Origin of the sequence: Adlercreutzia caecimuris B7, from assembly GCF_000403355.2 — a bacterium.
GTDB classification, from domain to species: Bacteria; Actinomycetota; Coriobacteriia; order Coriobacteriales; family Eggerthellaceae; genus Adlercreutzia; species Adlercreutzia caecimuris.
On record NZ_KE159646.1, the window covers coordinates 1 to 18,741 of the forward strand.

The 18,741-nt window shown below is 66.7% G+C and carries 12 protein-coding genes and 1 pseudogene; 9 read left to right on the top strand and 4 right to left on the bottom strand.

Annotated features, from left to right (window positions below):
• Together C811_RS04365 and C811_RS17150 are read right to left on the bottom strand one after the other, a co-directional pair.
• Positions 1-4,230, bottom strand: a pseudogene (locus C811_RS04365) (DUF11 domain-containing protein); the annotation flags it as partial.
• A gap of 268 nt (positions 4,231-4,498) precedes the next feature.
• A complete protein-coding gene (locus C811_RS17150; protein WP_016308252.1) occupies positions 4,499-4,633 on the bottom strand; it encodes a hypothetical protein in 135 nt (44 codons plus the stop codon).
• Positions 4,634-4,919: 286 nt separating this feature from the next.
• Here C811_RS17150 and C811_RS04370 point away from each other — a divergent pair, with 286 nt between their 5' ends.
• Positions 4,920-5,849, top strand: a complete 930-nt coding sequence (locus tag C811_RS04370; protein WP_016308253.1) for a leucine-rich repeat domain-containing protein — start codon at positions 4,920-4,922, stop codon at positions 5,847-5,849.
• Between the two features lie 65 nt (positions 5,850-5,914).
• Here C811_RS04370 and C811_RS04375 read toward each other — a convergent pair whose 3' ends face one another.
• Positions 5,915-6,313 (bottom strand): RrF2 family transcriptional regulator, encoded by a 399-nt coding sequence (locus tag C811_RS04375; protein ID WP_016308254.1) that lies wholly within the window; start codon positions 6,311-6,313, stop codon positions 5,915-5,917.
• Positions 6,314-6,465: 152 nt separating this feature from the next.
• On the opposite strand from C811_RS04375, the gene nifS reads away from it, so the two are divergent.
• Together nifS and nifU are read left to right on the top strand one after the other, a co-directional pair.
• Positions 6,466-7,692: a cysteine desulfurase NifS gene (nifS, locus tag C811_RS04380; RefSeq protein ID WP_016308255.1), complete on the top strand. Its 1,227-nt coding sequence runs from the start codon at positions 6,466-6,468 to the stop codon at positions 7,690-7,692.
• Positions 7,693-7,753: 61 nt separating this feature from the next.
• On the top strand, positions 7,754-8,227 hold the full coding sequence (gene nifU / locus C811_RS04385) for a Fe-S cluster assembly scaffold protein NifU (protein ID WP_016308256.1): 474 nt from the start codon (positions 7,754-7,756) through the stop codon (positions 8,225-8,227).
• Between the two features lie 84 nt (positions 8,228-8,311).
• On the opposite strand, the gene C811_RS04390 is transcribed toward nifU, so the two are convergent.
• Positions 8,312-9,148, bottom strand: a complete 837-nt coding sequence (locus C811_RS04390) for a sortase domain-containing protein (RefSeq protein WP_156997036.1) — start codon at positions 9,146-9,148, stop codon at positions 8,312-8,314.
• Positions 9,149-9,394: 246 nt separating this feature from the next.
• Here C811_RS04390 and C811_RS15570 point away from each other — a divergent pair, with 246 nt between their 5' ends.
• From C811_RS15570 to C811_RS15580, 6 genes are all read left to right on the top strand, one after another.
• Positions 9,395-11,944 carry a hybrid sensor histidine kinase/response regulator gene (locus C811_RS15570; protein ID WP_016308258.1) on the top strand — a complete coding sequence of 850 codons (2,550 nt, stop codon included), beginning with the start codon at positions 9,395-9,397 and terminating at the stop codon, positions 11,942-11,944.
• Positions 11,945-12,153: 209 nt separating this feature from the next.
• Positions 12,154-13,731 (top strand): methionine--tRNA ligase, encoded by a 1,578-nt coding sequence (gene metG, locus C811_RS04395; protein WP_016308259.1) that lies wholly within the window; start codon positions 12,154-12,156, stop codon positions 13,729-13,731.
• A 334-nt stretch (positions 13,732-14,065) separates the two neighbouring features.
• Complete coding sequence (locus C811_RS0102525) at positions 14,066-15,061, top strand: TatD family hydrolase (protein ID WP_016308260.1); 996 nt, start codon at positions 14,066-14,068, stop codon at positions 15,059-15,061.
• Complete coding sequence (locus C811_RS15575; protein WP_016308261.1) at positions 15,054-16,133, top strand: flavodoxin family protein; 1,080 nt, start codon at positions 15,054-15,056, stop codon at positions 16,131-16,133. Before C811_RS0102525 ends, C811_RS15575 begins: the two co-directional genes overlap by 8 nt.
• A complete protein-coding gene (rsmA, locus tag C811_RS04400; protein WP_016308262.1) occupies positions 16,117-17,085 on the top strand; it encodes a 16S rRNA (adenine(1518)-N(6)/adenine(1519)-N(6))-dimethyltransferase RsmA in 969 nt (322 codons plus the stop codon). The genes C811_RS15575 and rsmA overlap by 17 nt, the downstream gene beginning before the upstream one ends.
• Before the next feature lie 83 nt (positions 17,086-17,168).
• The gene (locus tag C811_RS15580) at positions 17,169-18,734 is read left to right on the top strand and encodes a cellulase family glycosylhydrolase (RefSeq protein ID WP_016308263.1); all 1,566 of its coding nucleotides are present in this window, start codon (positions 17,169-17,171) and stop codon (positions 18,732-18,734) included.
• The last annotated feature ends 7 nt before the right edge of the window (positions 18,735-18,741 follow it).

An 18,741-nucleotide genomic window follows, 5' to 3' on the forward strand; every position in this document is an offset into this window, starting at 1 on the left:
GCCGACCGCCACGTTGCCGATGTCGGCTCCCGCCGCCTCCCCGGTCACGAGCGCGTCGAACACGAGCACGGCCTCCTGCCCGCCGTAGAGGTGCCCGCAGGCCACGGCCAGGACGCGCGTCTTCGGGTCGTAGGCCGCATCGTCGACGGAGACCTCCGAGCCGTCGGGCAGCGTGAGGCGGATGGTCCCGCTCACGGGCTCCAGGCCGCGGGGCACCTCGTCGCGGATCACCGCGTCCATCCAGCCGGTGCCGGGCTTCGAGTTCGAGAGGGCGATGCGGTAGCGCACCGTGTCTCCCGCGCGGGTGGCGCCGTCGTCCCGCGTGAGGTTCTCGGCGGTCTTGTCGATGGAGACGTCGCCCTCGCCGGGGTCGCCGGGGACGACCGGCCCGGGCACGGCGGGCGGCGAGAAGGCCTCGGGGTCTCCCGCCGGGGGCTCTGCGGGCTCGCCGGGCTTAGGCCCCTCGGGGCGCGAGCCCGGGCTCTCGGAGGGCACCTCGCCGTGGCCGAGCGCGATGTTGGCCGCGTTGGCGCCGAGGGCCGCTTCGCCGACCGTGCACTCGAAGGCCAGGGTGGCCGCGTGCCCGCCCCACACATCGCCGCAGGTTACGGCGATGGTGCGGCTGGCCCGGTCGTAGGCCTCGTCGGGAACCGCGACGGGCTCGCCGCCGTCCAGGGCCAGCCGGATGGTGCCGGGCACCGGCTCGATGCCCGCCGGCAGCGGGTCGGACACGGCGGCGTCCATGAGGCAGCTGTCAGCCGGCCCGTCGTTGCGCAGCTCCACGGTGTAGCGCAGGCGGTCCCCCAGGTGCGTGACCTTGGCGCCCGGCGCGGTCAGGTTCTCCACGCTCTTGGACACCCGGACGTCGGGGTCGGCCGGCGCCACGGTCCCGCCGCCGGGCGGCGTGGCCGGGTCGGTGGGGTCGGGGTTCACGGGCAGGGGCTGCCCGGGGTTGTCGGGGTAGGGCATCGGTCTCTCCGGGTCGGCCGGGTCGGGCCGCGTGCCCGTCGCCTGGGCCACGTTCCCCAGGTCGGCCGCCGACGCCCCCTCGCCGGCCGCGTCGGCGCGCACCGTGCACTCGAAGGTCACTGTGGCCGAGGCCCCGCCGGCGACGTCGCCCACGGGTACCGTCAGCACGGGCCTTCCGTCGGCCGCCGGCGCCGACAGCGAGAACCTCCCCACGTCCGCGCCGCCCACCGCCGGGGCCTTCTCGAGCGCGCGGTCGGCGACGCCGCCGCGGGGGTTGTCCAGCCGCAGGCTCTTCTCGTCCAGGTCGAGGCAGGCCGGCAGCGGGTCGGTCACCACGCCCTGCATCCACAGCGATCCCGCCGCCGTGTTCGACGCCGTGATCGTGTAGCGGATGCGGTCGCCCGGTTGCGTCGGCCCGTTCGGATGGGTCAGGTTCTGCGCCTTCTTGGCCAGCGCGGGCGCGGGCGCGATCTCGGGCCGGGGCAGCACGATGACGTCGTAGACCCAGGTGCTGCCGGTGTAGGCGCCGTTGGGCTCCTGCCTGAAGGTGAGCTCGCCGCGCCCGACGGCCGTCGGGTCCAGCACGAGGGTGTAGGAGCCGTCCTCGCCCCGCACCGGCTGGCCGTCCTCGCCGCGCAGGAAGTCCGCCTCGAACACGTTGCCCTTCGCGTCGGTCACGCTGATCGGCCCCGACGAGGGCGTGTCCACCTTCAGCAGCACGCGGCCCGGGTGCGGGTCGGCCTCGCTCGGCTCGCCCCAGGTGGTGACGATCTCTCCGCGGAACACCTTGTCGCCGGGCTTGGCCGGGTCGGCGCCCGGGTCGGCGGGCTGCCCCGGCCCCGTCGACACCTCGGGCTCGGGCGCGTCGGGGTCGGTGCAGTCGGGGTCGGGCTCGGGCGTCACCGCGGGGTTCGGGTCGATGGGCGAGATGGCCACCTCCACTTCGGGGGCGTGGCTGGGGTCGTCGATCGGGTTCGCGCTGGCCAGGTAGTTCGCTGGCGCCGCATCATCGTCGTTCGGGGGCAGGTACTGCACCGAGATGACGTGGCGGCCGTTGGGGGTGGCCACGGGCACGAGGTGGTCCACCTCGGCCGGCGAGGCGGTGTAGGTGAAGGTGGTCGTGTCTCCGCTGGCCGTGGCGTTGGCCGGCAGCACCGTCCCGTCAGGGAGCGTCTTGTCGGCGAAGAGGATCTCGATGGGGTCGCCCACCTTCTTCCCGTCCACGAACAGCTGGATGTAGCCCGCCGGCGCGGCGCAGGTGGCCTTGGTGGGGGCGCCGGAGGGGTCGGTGTCGGCCCGCTTCACCGTGCAGGTGAGTGACAGCTTGCGATCCGAGGGGTTCTCCTGCACGCTAGCCTGGCCGTTCTCCCAGGTGGCGCTCTTGATGGCCACCTGGGATCCGATGGGCCAGATCTCGCAGCGACCCGTGGCGCGGTGGCCCCAGTAGCTCTCCGAGAAGTTCCCCTCGGTGTCGTCGGAGTACTGGGTCGATATGGCCGTGAACGTCATGGTGCCCACGTCGGCGCCGTTGTCGGTCTCCGCGCCCACAGGGTTGCCCGACGGGTCGAGGCGTTGGTACTTGAAGGTGATCTTGTCGGCCTGGGTCAGGTCGCGCCCGTCGGGCGTGCGCAGCGGCAGGGGGAACACGGGGAAGGGCTCGCCGTCGTAGTACTTGCTGAGGCCGGCGAGGTAGTCGGGGTCCAGCTCGAAGTCCACGTAGCGACGCAGCTTGCCGTCGTTGGTGACGCCGGGCGGCAGCGAGCTGTCGGCGGGGCGGAACAGGGGCAGCGGCGTGACGGGGGTGGGGTTGCCGCTCTCGTCCAGCTTGTCGGTGTCCAGGTAGGTGAACTGCACGGTCACCTCGGAGTCCTTCACGACGCGCTCGGGCAGCCACAGGTACAGGTGCCCCTTGTCGAACTCGGCGGGCGCCCCGTAGTCGTAGGGCACGCCGTCCACCTTGAGCTCCCACTCGCTGAGGGCGAAGGCGCTCTCACCCACGTCGGAGGTGAGGTCCACCTGGATCATTTTTATGGGCTCACCCTCAGCGTTGGTGGCCGTGCCGTCGAAAATGAACGAGTCGACGCCCAGGTTATTGCCGATGGAACCGCCTGTGATGGTCACCTTGGCGCCGGGGGCCCCGATATCGGCGGGTTTGTACTCGCGGCCGCCGGTGGGCAGCAGCGTGCCGCCCGTGAGTACGATCTGGAACTCGGAGCTGTTACCACCTTCGCAACCGGTGCCGAAGCCTCGGCCATGAACACCGCCATTCGAGACAACGTAGCCGCCGTTGATGCAGATGTTCCCCGTTTTTCCTGCGGGTCCTCCTCCGATGCCTGGTCCGTGGTAGGCGCCCTGGGCCGTGATACGGCCGCCGTTGATGGTGATCCACTCGCCGAGGCCCGTTCCGTCGCCGCCTGCGGGTCCTGCCGAGCCGATGCCGGCCGCATAGTCGATGTAGCCACTCCCCCCGCGATCTCCGCGGCCTCCGATTGCCGTAATGATGCCGCCGTCGATGGTTATGCTGCCGCCCGCTTCACCGTAGGGCGCTCCGATGGCCGCCGCCATTCCGTTGGCGTCATTTTGGGCAAGGAGCGCACCTGGATTCTCGCTGTCTAGTTTCGTGAGCGGATCGCCCGCCCTCACCTTTGCGCCGTTGGCTAAAAGATATGGCTCATCTGCCGCGGGATCGCCCGGATTGAGGTCGGGATTTCTCGGCACGACGCCATCCTCGGGGATGACGGGCGTCCCCTTGCTCGTGCGATTAGAGACTGAGTCGTCGATGGAGATGGAAGAGCCCGTTCCGCAGTGAATGGCAGAGTGGTTGTCCGTGGCAGAGGCGGTGGTGGGATAGTTTGTCTTGAAGCTGTTCTTCGTCCCGTCAGCCAGCACGAGGGAACATGAGGCGCCGGTTGCGAGATCCAGGGGTGCCGTGCTGAGGATGCCGACACCGGCCAGTGTGATGTGAGCGTCGCGGCCGGCGGGGATAACGATGGCCGCCGACGAATTCACAGCTAGGTAGCCGTCGGAGTCCTTCGTCTGATCGGCGTTCTGGATGGCGAAGTGCTTGTCGGTGTTCACCGTGAGGGTCTTGGCCGCCTCGTCGTAGGCGAAGTCGGCGGCGGTCACCGCATCGCCGTCGATGCCCCAGATGGTGAAATCGCCAAGGGTGAAGGAGTCTGCGCTCGGGGCTGTAGTGGGCTGAGCGGTGCGGGGGCTTGCGGCCGTCGGGGCCGGCTTGGCGCATCGGAACGCCCTGCCCACGGTCCTCGCGGCGAGGTCGGCCGTCGTCTGTGCGTGATCGCTTCCCTCGGAGGCCTCCGCGTCGGGCGGCTCTGGGAAATCATCGGAAGAGTTGCCGTCGGCGCCAGAGGGGGAGTCCGCGCCGGCAGGGGAGGAAGGTTCGGGCTCCGGGGGCTTCTCGCCGTCGGGGCCCTCGGCCGCCGCGGGCCCGTCCGGGGTGCCGGCGCCGGCGGTGTCGTCCGGGTCGCCGGGCGCGGGGCCCTCGGCAGCGGGGAGGTCGTCTACGACCTCAGAAAACTCGATGGGGGGGGGTCTCTGTGATTTGGTCCTCCGGCTCGGCCGCCGCCGTGGCGGGCAGCATCCCGCAGGCGAGCACGGCCGCCAAGCCGAGGCGCAGAAGCGACCCCCGTCGCTTCTCTCTCATGGTGGTTCTCCTTCTCTCATGGGTAAGAGTCTGCCCGAATATACCCCTTCGCCCCGCTTTCCGCAACCCCGAGCGGGACAGTCGGGGCTGGGGGTGGCGACAGGGCGGGTGGGGGATGTGCACAGCGGAAGGACTGTGCCAGGCTGCGGTAGCGGAGGGCTTCCCGCGGGTGCCGAGTGCGTCTCTCGTGATTCGCGATAAGCCTGCATTTCGTAAACGAAGTGGCTTTTCCGCCAACACCTCCGTATAATGGCGCTATCTGTTGGGCTGCCCGAAGGAGGCCTCTATGACAACTGCCCGTTCCTGTCGCGCCTTTCCCGTTGCGGCTCTTGTCGCCGTCGCCCTCGCCGTTGCGACTCTGATCGCGCTCGGTGCGGCAACGCCCGCCCAGGCCGACACCATCCACCGCTCCTATGTCTACCAGGGTGCGAAGTACAAGATCGAGGCCGACTACAACGATGACGACGATGACGGCCCGCGCGGCTGGTACCTGGAGGCGGAGTACCGCGGCCCGGTGAACAAGAAGAAGACGAGCTACACCATTCCGAAATCTTTCAAGATCACCTACAAGGGCAAGAAGCGCACGGTGCATGTGAAGGAGATCGGCGACAGGGCCTTCTACAAGCTGACGAAGGTGAAGAAGGTCACCTGTAAGGCCAATATCGACTCCATCGGCGACAAGGCGTTCTACGGCTGCAAGAACCTCAAGATCTTCAACGCCTCCAAGGCTGCCATTACCTCTGTCGGCGACAGGGCTTTCTACAAATGCAAGAAGCTGACCACGTTCCGCTCGAAGAACTACCGGATCAACGAGATCGGCCGCGAGGCCTTCTACGGGTGCTCGAAGCTGAAGAGCCTGCCGAAGCTGACGGCCATCGACTACACCGACGACGATGACGACGACTACGAATGCGAGATCGGCACCAAGGCTTTCTACGGTTGCAAGGCCCTGAAGTCGGTGACGGTGCGCCTGCGCTCCTATGAGCTCCTGGTACGTGGCGGCGCCTTCGAGAACTGCACGGCGCTGTCGAAGGTGAAGCTGGAGGGATCGGACGGCGATGTGCATCTTTCAGCCAAGGCGTTTCACAACTGCGGTAAGCTGAGGGCCATCGAGGGCCTCGGCAAGCTGGAATCACTCGGCCTGCGTGCGAACTCCCTGGAAGGCACGCCTCTTCAGGGCAAGGTGACCGGTTTTAACCGCAACCCGTACATCTAAGCTTCGGCGCTGCCGCTGCTCTTTCGATCGTGCGAGGAAGCCGCCTTCGGGCGGCTTCCTCGCGCTTAGGCCACCATGTCGGCCAGGGTCTGGCTGGCCAGGTAATCGTTGACGGCATTTTGCAGGCCGCCCCAGACGCGGCGGCTCGGGCAGCCGTCGGCGCGCTCGCAGGCGAGAAGATCGCTCGTGCACGTCATGAGCTCGAGGCCGTCTTCGGACGCGCTCACCACGTCGGCGAGGGTGATATCGCGCGGCGGCCGGGCCAGCTGGTAGCCGCCCGCGTACCCGCGTGTGACGGTGAGCAGCCCCGCCGCGGCAAGTGGTGCCACCACCTGCTCCAGGTACTTCTTGGAAAGCCCCTGGCGCTCGGCGATATCCTTCAAGGGCGCGCGCCCCTCGTCGTAGCGCGCTGCCAAATCCAGCATGACGCGCATGCCGTAGCGAGTTTTCGTCGAGATCTTCATATCGTTGCCGTTCCCTTCTTGACAAACCCATTTTCCCGTTTATATTAAAACCTAGCAAACCACTAGACTTAGATGGCGCGATCAACGGACGCGATTTCCATAACCGCGGAGAGAGGGCGCCATCGCCGTAAGAACGAGGAACCGTGAGCCCCATGAAGCAGATCTACCTTGACCACGCCTCAACCACGCCGGTGCGTCCGGAGGTGGTGGAGGCCATGTTGCCGTACTTCACCGAGCAGTTCGGCAACCCCTCTTCCATCTACCCGCTCGGCCAGGAGGCTTCCGATGCCGTGGCCGATGCCCGCGAGACGCTGGCCGGTCTTATTGGCGCCGCGCCCCGCGAGGTGTACTTCACGAGCGGCGGCACCGAGTCGGACAACTGGGCCATCAAGGGGTTTGCCCGCGCCAACGCCGGCAAGGGCAAGCACCTCATCACGAGCGCCATCGAGCACCATGCGGTGCTCCACGCCTGCGAGGCCCTGGAGAAGGAGGGCTTCGAGGTGACCTACCTGCCCGTGGACGAGCACGGCCTGGTGCGCCCCGCCGATTTCGAGGCGGCCATTCGCCCCGACACCACGCTTGCCTCCATCATGTTCGCCAACAACGAGATCGGCACCATCGAGCCCGTTGCCGAGCTGGCCGCCATCGCCCGCGAGCACGGCGTGGCCTTCCACACCGACGCGGTGCAGGCCTTCGGCCACGAGCCCATCGACGTGAAGGAGATGGGCATCGACATGCTGTCCGCCTCGTCCCACAAGATCTACGGGCCCAAGGGCACAGGCCTGCTCTACATCCGCAAGGGCGTGAAGGTGGAAAACTTCATCGACGGCGGTCAGCAGGAGCGCGGCCGGCGCGGCTCCACCGAGAACGTGCCCGGCATCGTGGGCTTTGCGAGGGCGGCCGAACTGGCCGCGGCCGACATGGCCGGCGAGCACGACCGGCAGCTGGCCCTGCGCGACCATGCCATCCGCCGCATTTTGGACGAGATTCCCTCGGCGAAGCTGAACGGCAGCTGGGAGAGCCGCCTGGCCAACAACGTGAACTTCTCCTTCGAGTTCATCGAGGGCGAGGGCATGCTCTTGCAGCTGGCGGCCCGCGGCATCTGCGTGTCGTCGGGAAGTGCCTGCACCTCTGGCTCGCTGGATCCGAGCCACGTGCTTCTGGCCATCGGCCTGCCCCACGAGATCGCCCACGGCAGCCTGCGCATGACCATCGGCCGCGACACCACCTTGGAAGACGTGGACTTCGCCGTGGACTCCCTGAAGACCACCCTGGCGAACCTGCGCATGATGAGCCCGCTGTACGAGGACTTCCAGCAGGGCAAGGTGGAATCGGTCATCGAGCGCTTCAAGGCCGACGGCTTCCCCTACGCGAACTAGCCCGGGCGGCGGAACACCCCCCACTTCAACGACGACATTTTGAGCGAAATGAGGAACAACTATGGCAATGAACTACTCCGATAAGGTGATGGAGCACTTCACGAACCCCCAGAACGTAGGCGAGATCGAGAACGCGAGCGGCTGCGGTACGGTGGGCAACGCCGTGTGTGGCGACATCATGCGCGTGTACCTGGACATCGACGATAACGGCGTCATCCAGGATGCGAAGTTCAAGACCTTCGGCTGCGGCGCGGCCATTGCCACGAGCTCCATGGCCACCGTGCTCGTGAAAGGCAAGACCGTGCAGGAAGCGCTCGAGGTGACCAATAAGGCCGTGATGGACGCGCTGGACGGTCTGCCGCCGGTGAAGGTGCACTGCTCGCTTCTGGCCGAGGAGGCCATCCACGCAGCCCTGTGGGACTACGCCGAGAAGCACGGCATCGTCATCGAGGGGCTGGAGAAGCCGGTGACCGATATCGGCGAGCACGACCATCATCACGGCGTGGAGCTCGTGGAAGACGAGGACGATCTGTAGATCTGGGCGTATTCCAGCGGTTTCAGCGGGCGGCCTCGCGGCCGCCCTTTTTGTTGCCGATGCCGGAGGCGGCGGAGCGACTTCCTAGACGGCGACGACGATGGTGTTGGTCAGGCCGTCGCCCGTGCACGTCTGCAATAGGATCGACTCGCCGAAGCCGGTTACCAGGGGCGCAACGGTTTTCCAGGTGGCTGCCGCGCTTACGGTGAGCACCGAGCGCACGTGGTAGGAGCGCTGTTTTCCCGTCCGGTCGGTCAGGGTCACTGCATCGCCGGCCTTCAGGGAGCGCACCGGGGCGAAGCTGCCCGGGTTGTGGCCGACGAAGTAGCCCCAGCTGCCATCGTCTGTGGCATCCGAACCGAGCCAGAGCCCCGCGCCCGTTGCCGGGGTGGTGCCGCCGCGCACATCGCGGTAGGGAATGACGGCGCCGCCGATTGCCAGCGTGCCGGGGGTTTTCGCCGTGGGCGCGGAGCTCGTGCCTGCGGCGGCGGTGCTGCCGGCGTCTTCTCCGAATGAGTTCGCGCCCGCGGCCCCGGTGCCTTCCGCGTTTTCGGCTCTGCCGGCCGGGACGGCGCCCGCCGCCGCGCCGTTACGTTGCCCGAACCCCCGAAGAATCGCCCGGGGCGGGGTGCGCCGCGCGTTGGCTGCCGCGTACGTGGTGACGGTTCGGGGAGGGCTGGCGGCCTTGACGTGGGTGCTGCCGCCGTTTCCCGTAGCGGGCAGCACGGCATCGGCGGCGTCTCCTTGGTCGGCGGCAGCGGGCACGGCGGCCGGAGCGCCCGGGAACCCGACCGGTCCGAGAAGGAGGACGACCAGGGCTCCTGCCATTGCAAGGGCAGCCATCCGCTTCGCGGCAGTGCCTCGAGGCGTTAGCGCCTTTCTCGGGAAAATAACCGATGCCCTCCGTGGGTCTCGATGCACGATCGGCGTCATGGCTCATCCCCTCGCTTCCCGTAAGCGCGCTCGTGTTCGCCCGCGAGCCCCGCTGCTTTTCCAATTGATTGTATTATAGTGCGAGTTTGGGGAATGTAAAGGGAAATTTGCCGAAATGTGCGATGACATTCCGGCGCTTCTGGGAAATCCCGCTCCCGGGCGCCGGCTCCATCCAGTATCATGATTTGCTGAGGGAAACTTTGCTGAGGGAAACGCGACCCCGAGGGGGTGCCTATGGAGAACGAGGGAAGGAAGTACTGGCTGTCGGTGGCGGCCTTCCTCGTCGTCTTCATCGCCGTCGTCGTCACGTTCTCCATGTTCATGCAGCAGACGAGCAATCGCATCGTGTCCCAGACGAGCCAGTACGTCGCCGATGCCGCCAGCCAAACGGCGAAGCTCGTCGGCACGTTCATGCAGAACACCCAGAAGGACATCGAGACCATCGCCGCGCTCGCGTCGGAGGCTCCCGACACCGCCGCCATCGCCACCAGCGAGGAATGGCTGCGCGATGTGGGGGAGACCTCTCCCTTCGACACCATCGACTTCGTCGACGCGGCGGGCATGCAGCATTCGTCGGGCCGCGAGGCGGTGAATGTGAGCGATCGTACCTACTATCAGCGCGCCATGGCCGGCGAATCCGGCATCGAGTGCATCTTCAACACGCGGCTCACCCACGAGAACCTCATCTACTTCTACGCCCCCGTGCGCGAGGGAGCCGACGGCCCGGTTATCGGGCTTTTGCTCGCGCACTACAGCGAGGAGCGCCTCACCGAGCTTTTGCAGGGCAGTTTCTTCGGCTATGAGTCCCACGTGCTTTTGTGCCTGCCCACCGGAGAAGTGGTCGCGGCCTCCGACGGGTCGCTTGCGGGGTCGAATCTTCTCACCGACATCGTCGCATCCGCACTGGCCTCTGGCGCCGCCGGGGATTTCGAGCGCGCCTTCGCCGAGGGGAAGAGCGCCACCTTCACCTATACGGGCACCAGCGGTCTCGGTTCGGCCTGCATTACCCCCGTGGCGGGCTTGGACTGGATTATTTTGGAAACATTCCCTTCGGCGGCCACCGAGCAGATGATCAATGCGGCCAACGAGGGCGGGTGGAGCGCCCTGCTCGTCATCGTGTTCGTCTTCGTGGTGGTCATCGTGGGCATCGTAGTCTTCAACAACCGCCGCCATCGCCGCCTGACGCGCTCCATGAAAGACCGCATCGACGTGCAGACGGGCGTGGGCAAGCTCACCGAGCGGCTGGCGCTCATCGATTTCGACACCGATCGTTTCCGCTACATGAGCGGCCCTCACACTCCCAACGACCCCTACGAGCTGGAAGGCGCCTACCAGCATATGATCGATCGTCTGGAAGGTCTGGTGGTGGGCGACGCGGCTAAGCGGGAGGTCTGCGAGCGCTTCTCGCGCGAGGCCATTGTGAACGCAATGCCGCCCGGTGTGGACAATCTCGGCTTCGAGTATCTGTTCGATCGCGGCGGCGATCGGACGTGGGAGGACATCAACCTCATCTGCGTCGAGCGCGACGACGAGGGGCGTCCGAGGCGTCTGGTGTACACCACCCAGGACGTCACCGTCATGAAAACCCGCGAGAAGCAGCTTCAGCAGGCGATGGAGGACTCCTATCATGCCGCCGTGGCCGCCAACAATGCCAAAAGCGATTTCCTCTCGCGCATGAGCCACGACATTCGCACGCCGATGAACGCCATCATCGGCATGACCGAGCTCGCGCGCATGAGCGAGGGCGATCCGGCGCGGGTCGACGACTGCCTGGCGAAGATAACCCTGTCCAGCAATCACCTGCTCAACCTCATCAACGAGGTGCTCGACCTGTCCATGATCGAGAGCGGCCGGCTGGTGCTCTCGGCGGGCGAGGTGGACCTGCGGGCGCTGGCCTGCGAGATGGAGACGATGTTCGGTTCGCGCTGCGAGGATGCCGGCATCGCGCTTTCCGTGGAGATGGACGCGGTGGCCCACCCGTTGGTGGAGGCCGACGAGCTGCGCCTGCAGCAGGTGTTCATCAACATGCTCGGCAATGCGGTGAAGTTCACCGGACCGGGCGGCGCGGTGAAGGTGCGCATGGGGGAAAGTCCCGGTCGCGTCGAGGGCACGAGCGACTACGAGTTCGTGTTCTGCGACACAGGCTGCGGCATGGCCCCTGAGTTTCTGGAGCACGTCTTCGAGCCCTTCGCGCGCGAGCACGACTCCCGCACGGAGCGCGTGGAAGGTACGGGGCTCGGGCTTTCCATCGTCCAGAGCATCGTGTCGCTCATGGGCGGCGTCATCGAGGTTCAGAGCGTACCCGATGCGGGCACGAAGTTCACCGTGCGCTTGAATCTGCGCCACGGGGCCGGCGAGTCGGATGATGCGCTTCCCGACGCGGAGTCGGCGGCGGACGCCCTTCAGGGCGCGCGCGTGCTGCTCGTGGAGGATAACGAGCTGAACAGCGAGATCGCCGCGGCGCTTTTGGAATCGCTCGGGCTTGCCGTGGAGTGCGCCTTCAATGGGCGGGAGGCGCTCGAGGTGCTCGACGCCGCCGAGCCGGGGCACTTCGATGTGGTGCTCATGGATATTCAGATGCCGGTCATGAACGGCCTGGAGGCCACCCGGGCCATCCGTGCGAGCGAGCGGGCCGACCTGCGCGCATTGCCGGTAGTGGTGCTGTCGGCCAACGCGTTTGCCGAGGATGTGCAGGAATCCAAACACGCCGGCGCTGACGATCATCTCTCCAAGCCCATCAGCGTGAAGGACCTTGCCGCCGCGTTGGCCGCCATCCTCGGCTAACGCGCCTGCGGCCCGGCGCCTTTCGATTCGCCTTCGCGCCGTGCGCGCATGCATCCGCCTCGTCTGTGGCTCGTATCCGCGCAGTGCCCTCCGCGGCGTTCTCGCCCCTGTCGAGTCTCCCCAGTGTTAAGATAGCCTGCATGCGAAAACCCCGAGGGAGCGGCGGCGTCATTGGCCGCGCGCATCCGGAGAGGAGGGTCCGACCAGCCATGGCCAAGGGAACCTTCGGCGTCACCACGCCCATCTACTACATCAACGCCGCGCCCCATCTGGGCACCGCCTACACTACGGTGGCGGCCGACACCATCACCCGCTACCAGCGCATGAACGGCTACGACGTGTCGTTCGTCACCGGCACTGATGAGCATGGCCAGAAGATCGCCGAGACCGCCGAGAAGAACGCCATGACCCCCCAGGCCTGGTGCGATTCTTTGGCCCCGGCCTTCACCGACGCGTGGAAGACGCTGGACATCGACTACACGAACTTCGTGCGCACCACAGAGGATCGCCAGACCCGCGCGGTGCAGAAGTTCTGGAGCGCCCTGCATGATGCCGGCTGGTTGTACAAAAGCGCCTACGAGGGCTGGTACTGCGTCCACGAGGAGACCTATTACGCCGAGAGCGACCTGGAGAAGAGCGACGAGGGCGAGTTCGTCTGCCCCGACTGCAAGCGCCCCGTGCGCTACGAGGCCTCCGGCGAGGAGAACTGGTTCTTCAAGCTGTCCGAGTTCCAGGATCGTCTGCTGGCCTTCTACGACGAGCACCCCGACTTCATCCGTCCTATCACGCGCCGAAACGAGATCGTCTCCTTCGTGAAGGGTGGCCTGAACGACCTGTCCATCTCCCGTTCCAGCTTCGACTGGGGCATTCCCGTGCCGTGGGATGAGGGCCATGTGTTCTACGTGTGGGCCGATGCGCTCATCGCCTACCTCACCGGCATCGGCTACGGCGACGGCGAGCGCGAGGCCGAGTTCGACGGCCGCTGGCCCATCCAGTACCACTTCGTGGGCAAGGACATCACCCGCTTTCACTGCGTGATCTGGCCGGCCATGCTCATGGCCGCCGGCATGCCCATCACCCACACGGTGTTCGGCCACGGTTTCCTGCTCACCAAGGGCGAGAAGATGTCGAAGTCCAAGGGCAACGGCCTTATGCCCGCCGATCTGGTGAAGGTCTTCGGCGTGGACGCCTACCGCTACTACTTCATGAGCGACGTGCAGTTCGGCCATGACGGCTCCATCTCCATGGAGCGCATGGTGCAGGTGTACAACGCCGATCTGGCCAACACCTGGGGCAACCTGGTTTCTCGCGTGACCAACATGACCACGAAGTACTTCGAGGGCCGCGTGCCCGAGGCGCCGGCCGCCGCGGCCGAGAACCCCCTGCGCGAGATCGCCGACACACTGTACGCGGACTATGACGCCTGCATGGCCGAGGTGGACTTCACCGGGGCGGCCGCGGCCGTGCAGAAGCTCGCGAGCCGTGTGAACCTCTACGTGGAGGAAAGTGCCCCGTGGGCCCTGGCCAAGGATCCCGCGCGTGCCGATGAGCTGGCCGGCGTGCTGTACAACTGTCTGGAGGCCATCCGCATCATCGCGCTGTACCTGGCGCCGTTCATGCCCAACACGTCCGCCGAGGTGTTCCGCCGCCTGGGTCTGGGCGACATCGCGGAGGTGACCGACATTAAGGAGGCCACGGCCTGGGGCCAGCTTCCCGCCAGCGTGGCCGTGGAGGTGGGAGACCCTCTGTTCCCGCGCCTGGACGTGGACAACCTGCCGGAGCTGTAAGAAAGTAATACGTTAGTTTGTATGCTATAATGAGCGAGCACTAGCAAAGTCCGACTGCGGGCGGCGCTTCGAGAGATTGGAGTACCGCCTATGTTTGAACAGGTTCTTTTTGCCGCAGCCGCGGCCGCCACCATAGCAGGCTTCCTTTTGGAAGTCTGGCGAGAAACGAAATCAATCGTGCAGGAGGATGACGAGGGGAGAAGCAGAAAAGGCCAGCGCTAACTGACCTTTTCCGAATCGATAACACCCGCGCCGCCCGCCTAGGCTCGCAACCACCGGGCTTTACTGGTGCAACCATTATAGCAGCTTGGGAAGCGGATTGCTAGGAAACTGCATGGATAACGACGAGCCGATATTCTACGACGGGAAGTTCCGCCAGAAGCGCAAGCACGGGGTATGGCGCGAGGTGGAGGCGCCGGTGATCGAGGGGCCGGTGGCCGACACCCACGCGCACTTGCAGATGCTGCGCGACCCGGCGCTGGAGCTGGCCCGCTGCGCGATGCACGGCGTGGCGTTCGTGGAGACCATCGTGGATCCCGCCGATGACGGCTTTGGCGCCTTCGAGGCGTTGCCGGGCTGGCTGATGGAGGCCTCGGCCGACCTGCGGGCCATGATGGCCGCCGAAGGGACCGCCGAAGGAACGGGCGGGAAAGAGCGCCGGGCGCTGCCCCCGCTTCCTGCCGTGCGCATTGCCGCCGGCGTGCATCCGCACAACGCCAAGGACCTCACGGACGATCTGGTCGCGGCCCTGGGTGAGCGTCTGCGGGATCGCCGGGTGAGCGCCGTGGGCGAGATCGGGCTCGACTACCACTACGACTTGTCGCCCCGCCCGGTGCAGTGCGAGGCGTTCCGGGCCCAGATTCGCCTGGCGAAGGCGGCGGGGCTGCCCGTTGTCCTCCACATGCGCGAGGCCCACGACGACGGCTTCGCCATTCTGGCCGAAGAGGGCTTTCCCGAGGCCGGCACCTTGCTGCACTGCTTTAACTTGGACGGGGCCGAGGCGTCTCGCTGGGTGGAAGCGGGCTGCTACATCGCCTTCGGTGGCCCGCTCACGTTCAAGCGCGCCGAGGAAGTGCGCGAGGCGGCCCGGATAGTGCCGGTGGACCGCCTGCTCACCGAGACCGATGCTCCCTACATGACCCCCGAGCCCCTGCGCGGCACCTTGTGCGGTCCGGCCCACGTGGTGTGGACCGCCGCCGTGCTCTGCGAGGTGCTCGGCGCCGATACGCCCGAGGCCCGCGCGACCCTGCTCGCCCAACTGTACGCCAATGCCGAGGCGCTGCTTGACCGCGCCCCCACCCCCTGGCAGAAGGAGCCCTCCCATGCATAGAGTCATCCTGCACGGATCGTGCCGTGCCGACGGCCGCAGCGCGGCCCTCGCCGACGAGCTGTTCAACGCGTGCATCGAGGAGTGCCCCGACGACGGCGTGTCCATCGTGTCGGTGTCCTCCACGGTCGTGGGGCCCTGCATCGGTTGCGACGAGTGCCGCGCCCTCTCGGAGGAGCCTATCCACGTGTTCCAGGAGGGCGACCCGCTCTTGCCCCAGGAGACGGTCGTGGAATCCGAGGCGCTGTTTCATCATTGCGTCATCGACGACGACATGGACGAGGTGCGCAAGCACCTGGATGCGGCCGATGAGCTCATCGTGGTGTGCCCGGTGTACTTCGCCGGCGCCCCGGCCCAGATGAAGGCCCTGCTCGACCGCTTGCAACCCTACTACTTCACCGATCTGCGCACGCGGCCCAAGCGGCCGGCGGTGCTGCACGTAGTGGGAGCCGGAGGCGATCCCCATGGCTTCGAGCCGCTCATCGGCAGCCTGCGCTCGGCCCTGTCCGTGACGGGCTTCACTCTGGAGCTGGTGCTCGACTGGGTGGGCAAGATTCGCGCCGACGGCGAGATCACCGCCGAGGCCGAGGAGTACCCGCTGCCCCCGATAGGCGGCTTCGGCGCGCTCGGCTGGGAGGACGGCGGGTTTGCGGACGAAGAAGCTGATGCGGACAGCGGTGTCGGCACGGACGATGGCGCGGCCTCCTTCGATGAGGTTGCAGACGAATGGGAGCCGGAGGGCGACCCCGTTGCCTTCGTGGGCTTTGCGGAAGAGGACTTCGCCGCTTTCGGGGAGGATGGTGGCTCGGACGGCCTCGACGAGCCGGGTGGGCCCGATGGGCTCGGTGCGCCTGTCGAGTCCGGCCCCCGCAAGCGTCCCCGGCTGTCGGTTGCCGCCTCGGCCCCGAAGCCGAAGGAGGCCTCGCCCCGCAGCGGCGGCCGCACCGCCAAGGGCGGTCCGGCCGGGAAGGGCGCAGGCGCCTCCCACGGCCGCAAGGGCGCGGGCAAGGGCGGTCCGGTCTATGGCAAGAAGAACACCAAGAAGAAGGGCAACGGTCGTGGCGGGCGCCGCTAGCTACGCCGACGACGGGCGCCTGTCGCCCCTGTCCACTCCCAGCGCCACCCGGGCGGTGCTCGAGGCCCATGGCATCGGCACCAAGTACACGCTCGGCCAGAACTTCCTCGTGAACGACGACGTGCTGAAGAGGATCATCGCCCTAGCCGAGGTAGGGGAGCGCGACCGCATCCTGGAGGTGGGCCCGGGCATCGGCACCCTCACCATCGCGCTTCTGAAGCACGCTGCAAGCGTGGTGGCCGTCGAGCGCGACCCCGACCTGCCCGCCGTGCTGGCCGACACCCTGTACCCCTGGCGCGAGCGGTTCGCCCTCATCGAGAAGGATGCCCTGAACTTGACCGCGGCGGACATCGGTGAGCCTCCCCCGAGCAAGTTCGTGTCCAACCTGCCCTACGCCGTGGCGGCCACGGTGGTGCTCGACTACTTCCAGCAGTTCCCCTTCCTGGAGAGCGCCACAATCATGGTGCAGAAGGAAGTGGCCGATCGCATGGCCGCCGAGCGGGGGACCAAGAACTACGGGGCCTACACGGTGAAACTCGGCCTGTACGCCGAGGTGGCGGGTCGCTTCGCGGTGGGTCCGGGCAATTTCTTCCCCCCGCCGCGCGTCGATTCCGCCGTTATCCGCCTGAACCGCCGGGTGCCCCGCATGGCCGACGGCGCTCCGGCTGCCCCCGAGGTCATAGCGGCCGCCTGCCTCATGGCCGATGCCGCCTTCGCCAATCGGCGCAAAACCCTAGCGAACTCCTGCAAGACCTACTTCGCGGGGCGCGGCACATTCGCCCTGCCCGACGGCCGCCTGCTCGAGGGCGCCCCGGTGGTCGGCTTGCTGCCGACGTTGTTCGCTGCGGCCTCCGTTGACCCGCGCCGCCGTGGCGAGACCCTCGATCAGCAGGAGTTCCTCGCCCTCGGCCAGGCGCTTCTCGCGAACGCGGCGGAGCAAGCGCGTCCGTAGGCGTTTCGGGGAGGCGTGGCGCCTTGTGACCCGTGCGGTGTACAATACCGTGTTCTGTGTAGAGCGAGAAAGGGACGGGGACTATGGCTGCAGCCAATCACCAGAAGAAGGGCCGTGCGAAGCGCATTGTCGTGGCGGCGCTCGCGCTCGCGGCGCTTGTGGCCGTCGGGGTGGGGCTTGCCGTTGCGGCCGGCAACGATCCGGGCGAGCCGGACTATTCTGGCCTCGCCGTGGAAACGGCGCCCACGATGCCCCAGCCGCCCAAGGTGCAAGGCGATGACGACGGAGCCGACGATGCCGCGGCCGAGTCTCCAGTCCCTGCGGACGCCGATCCGGCGGCCGAATCGGCACGACCTCTCGCCTCGCCTTCTACTTCCGGCGCTTTGCATGTGGAGGGTTCTCGGCTCGTGGACGCCGCGGGCGAGCCGGTGCAGCTGCGGGGCGTTTCCACCCACGGCCTGGCCTGGTATCCCGAGTACGTGAACCAAGAGTTCTTCGATGAGCTGAAGCGGGATTGGGGCGCCAATGTGGTGCGTCTGGCGCTCTACTCGGCTGAGGAGGGCGGCTATGCCACCGATGCGTTGCGCTCGAAGCTGAACGAGCTGGTGCTGAGGGGGGTGGAGTATGCCACCGCAGCCGATATGTACGTGGTCGTCGACTGGCATACCCTCACCGACGCCAACCCGTTGACCAATCAATGGGCCGCTGCCGAGTTCTTCCGTGTCGTATCTCACGATCTGGCCGATCACAATAACGTTATCTACGAGATCTGCAACGAGCCCAATGGCGAGACCACCTGGGCCGATGTGAAGGCCTACGCTGCCGATGTCATCCCGATCATTCGCGCCAACGACCCCGATGCCGTTATCGTGGTGGGCACGCCCACCTGGTCCCAGGATATTCAGGATGCCGCCGCCGACCCTCTTGCCGAGAGCAACATCATGTACACGCTGCACTTTTACGCAGCTACCCATCAGGCCGATCTGCGCGAGCGCTTGCGCACGGCGGTGGAGGGCGGTCTGCCGGTGTTCGTGACCGAGTTCGGCATCTGCGAGGCCTCGGGTGACGGGAAGATCGACTACGACTCGGCCGATGCCTGGGTGGAGCTGATGGACGAGCTCAACGTCAGCTACATCTGCTGGAACCTTTCCAACAAGAAGGAGACAGCGGCGCTGTTCAAGCCATCGTGCAAGAAGACAGCGGGCTTCACGCTGGATGATCTGTCCGATGCGGGGCTATGGCTCGTGGACACACTGGGAGGCGCCGGCTTCGATGCCAAAGAGGTGATGCTCGCCCGCGCGGACAAGAAGTCGAACAAGACGGGGTCGGCCATGATGGCGTTCTCCAGCGACACGATCCAGTGGCAGCTGAATGTGGCCGACAAATGGAAGGAAGACGACCGCGTCTTCTTCCGCTACGAGATGGCTGGCAGCAATTACAGCGCCGCCACCGAGAAGTGGTCGGTGACCATTCCCTTCAACGAGAACATCCAGGTGGAGGACAGCTGGAACTGCGAGGTGGCAGTCAGTGGCAACGAGCTGACGGTGAGCAATGCGGCCTCCAACGGCAAAGTGGGCGCCGGAGACACAGTAAGCGATGTGGGCTTTATCGTGAGTGGCACGAAAAAGCTCGCTGTCGTCGATCTGTAGGGGCATC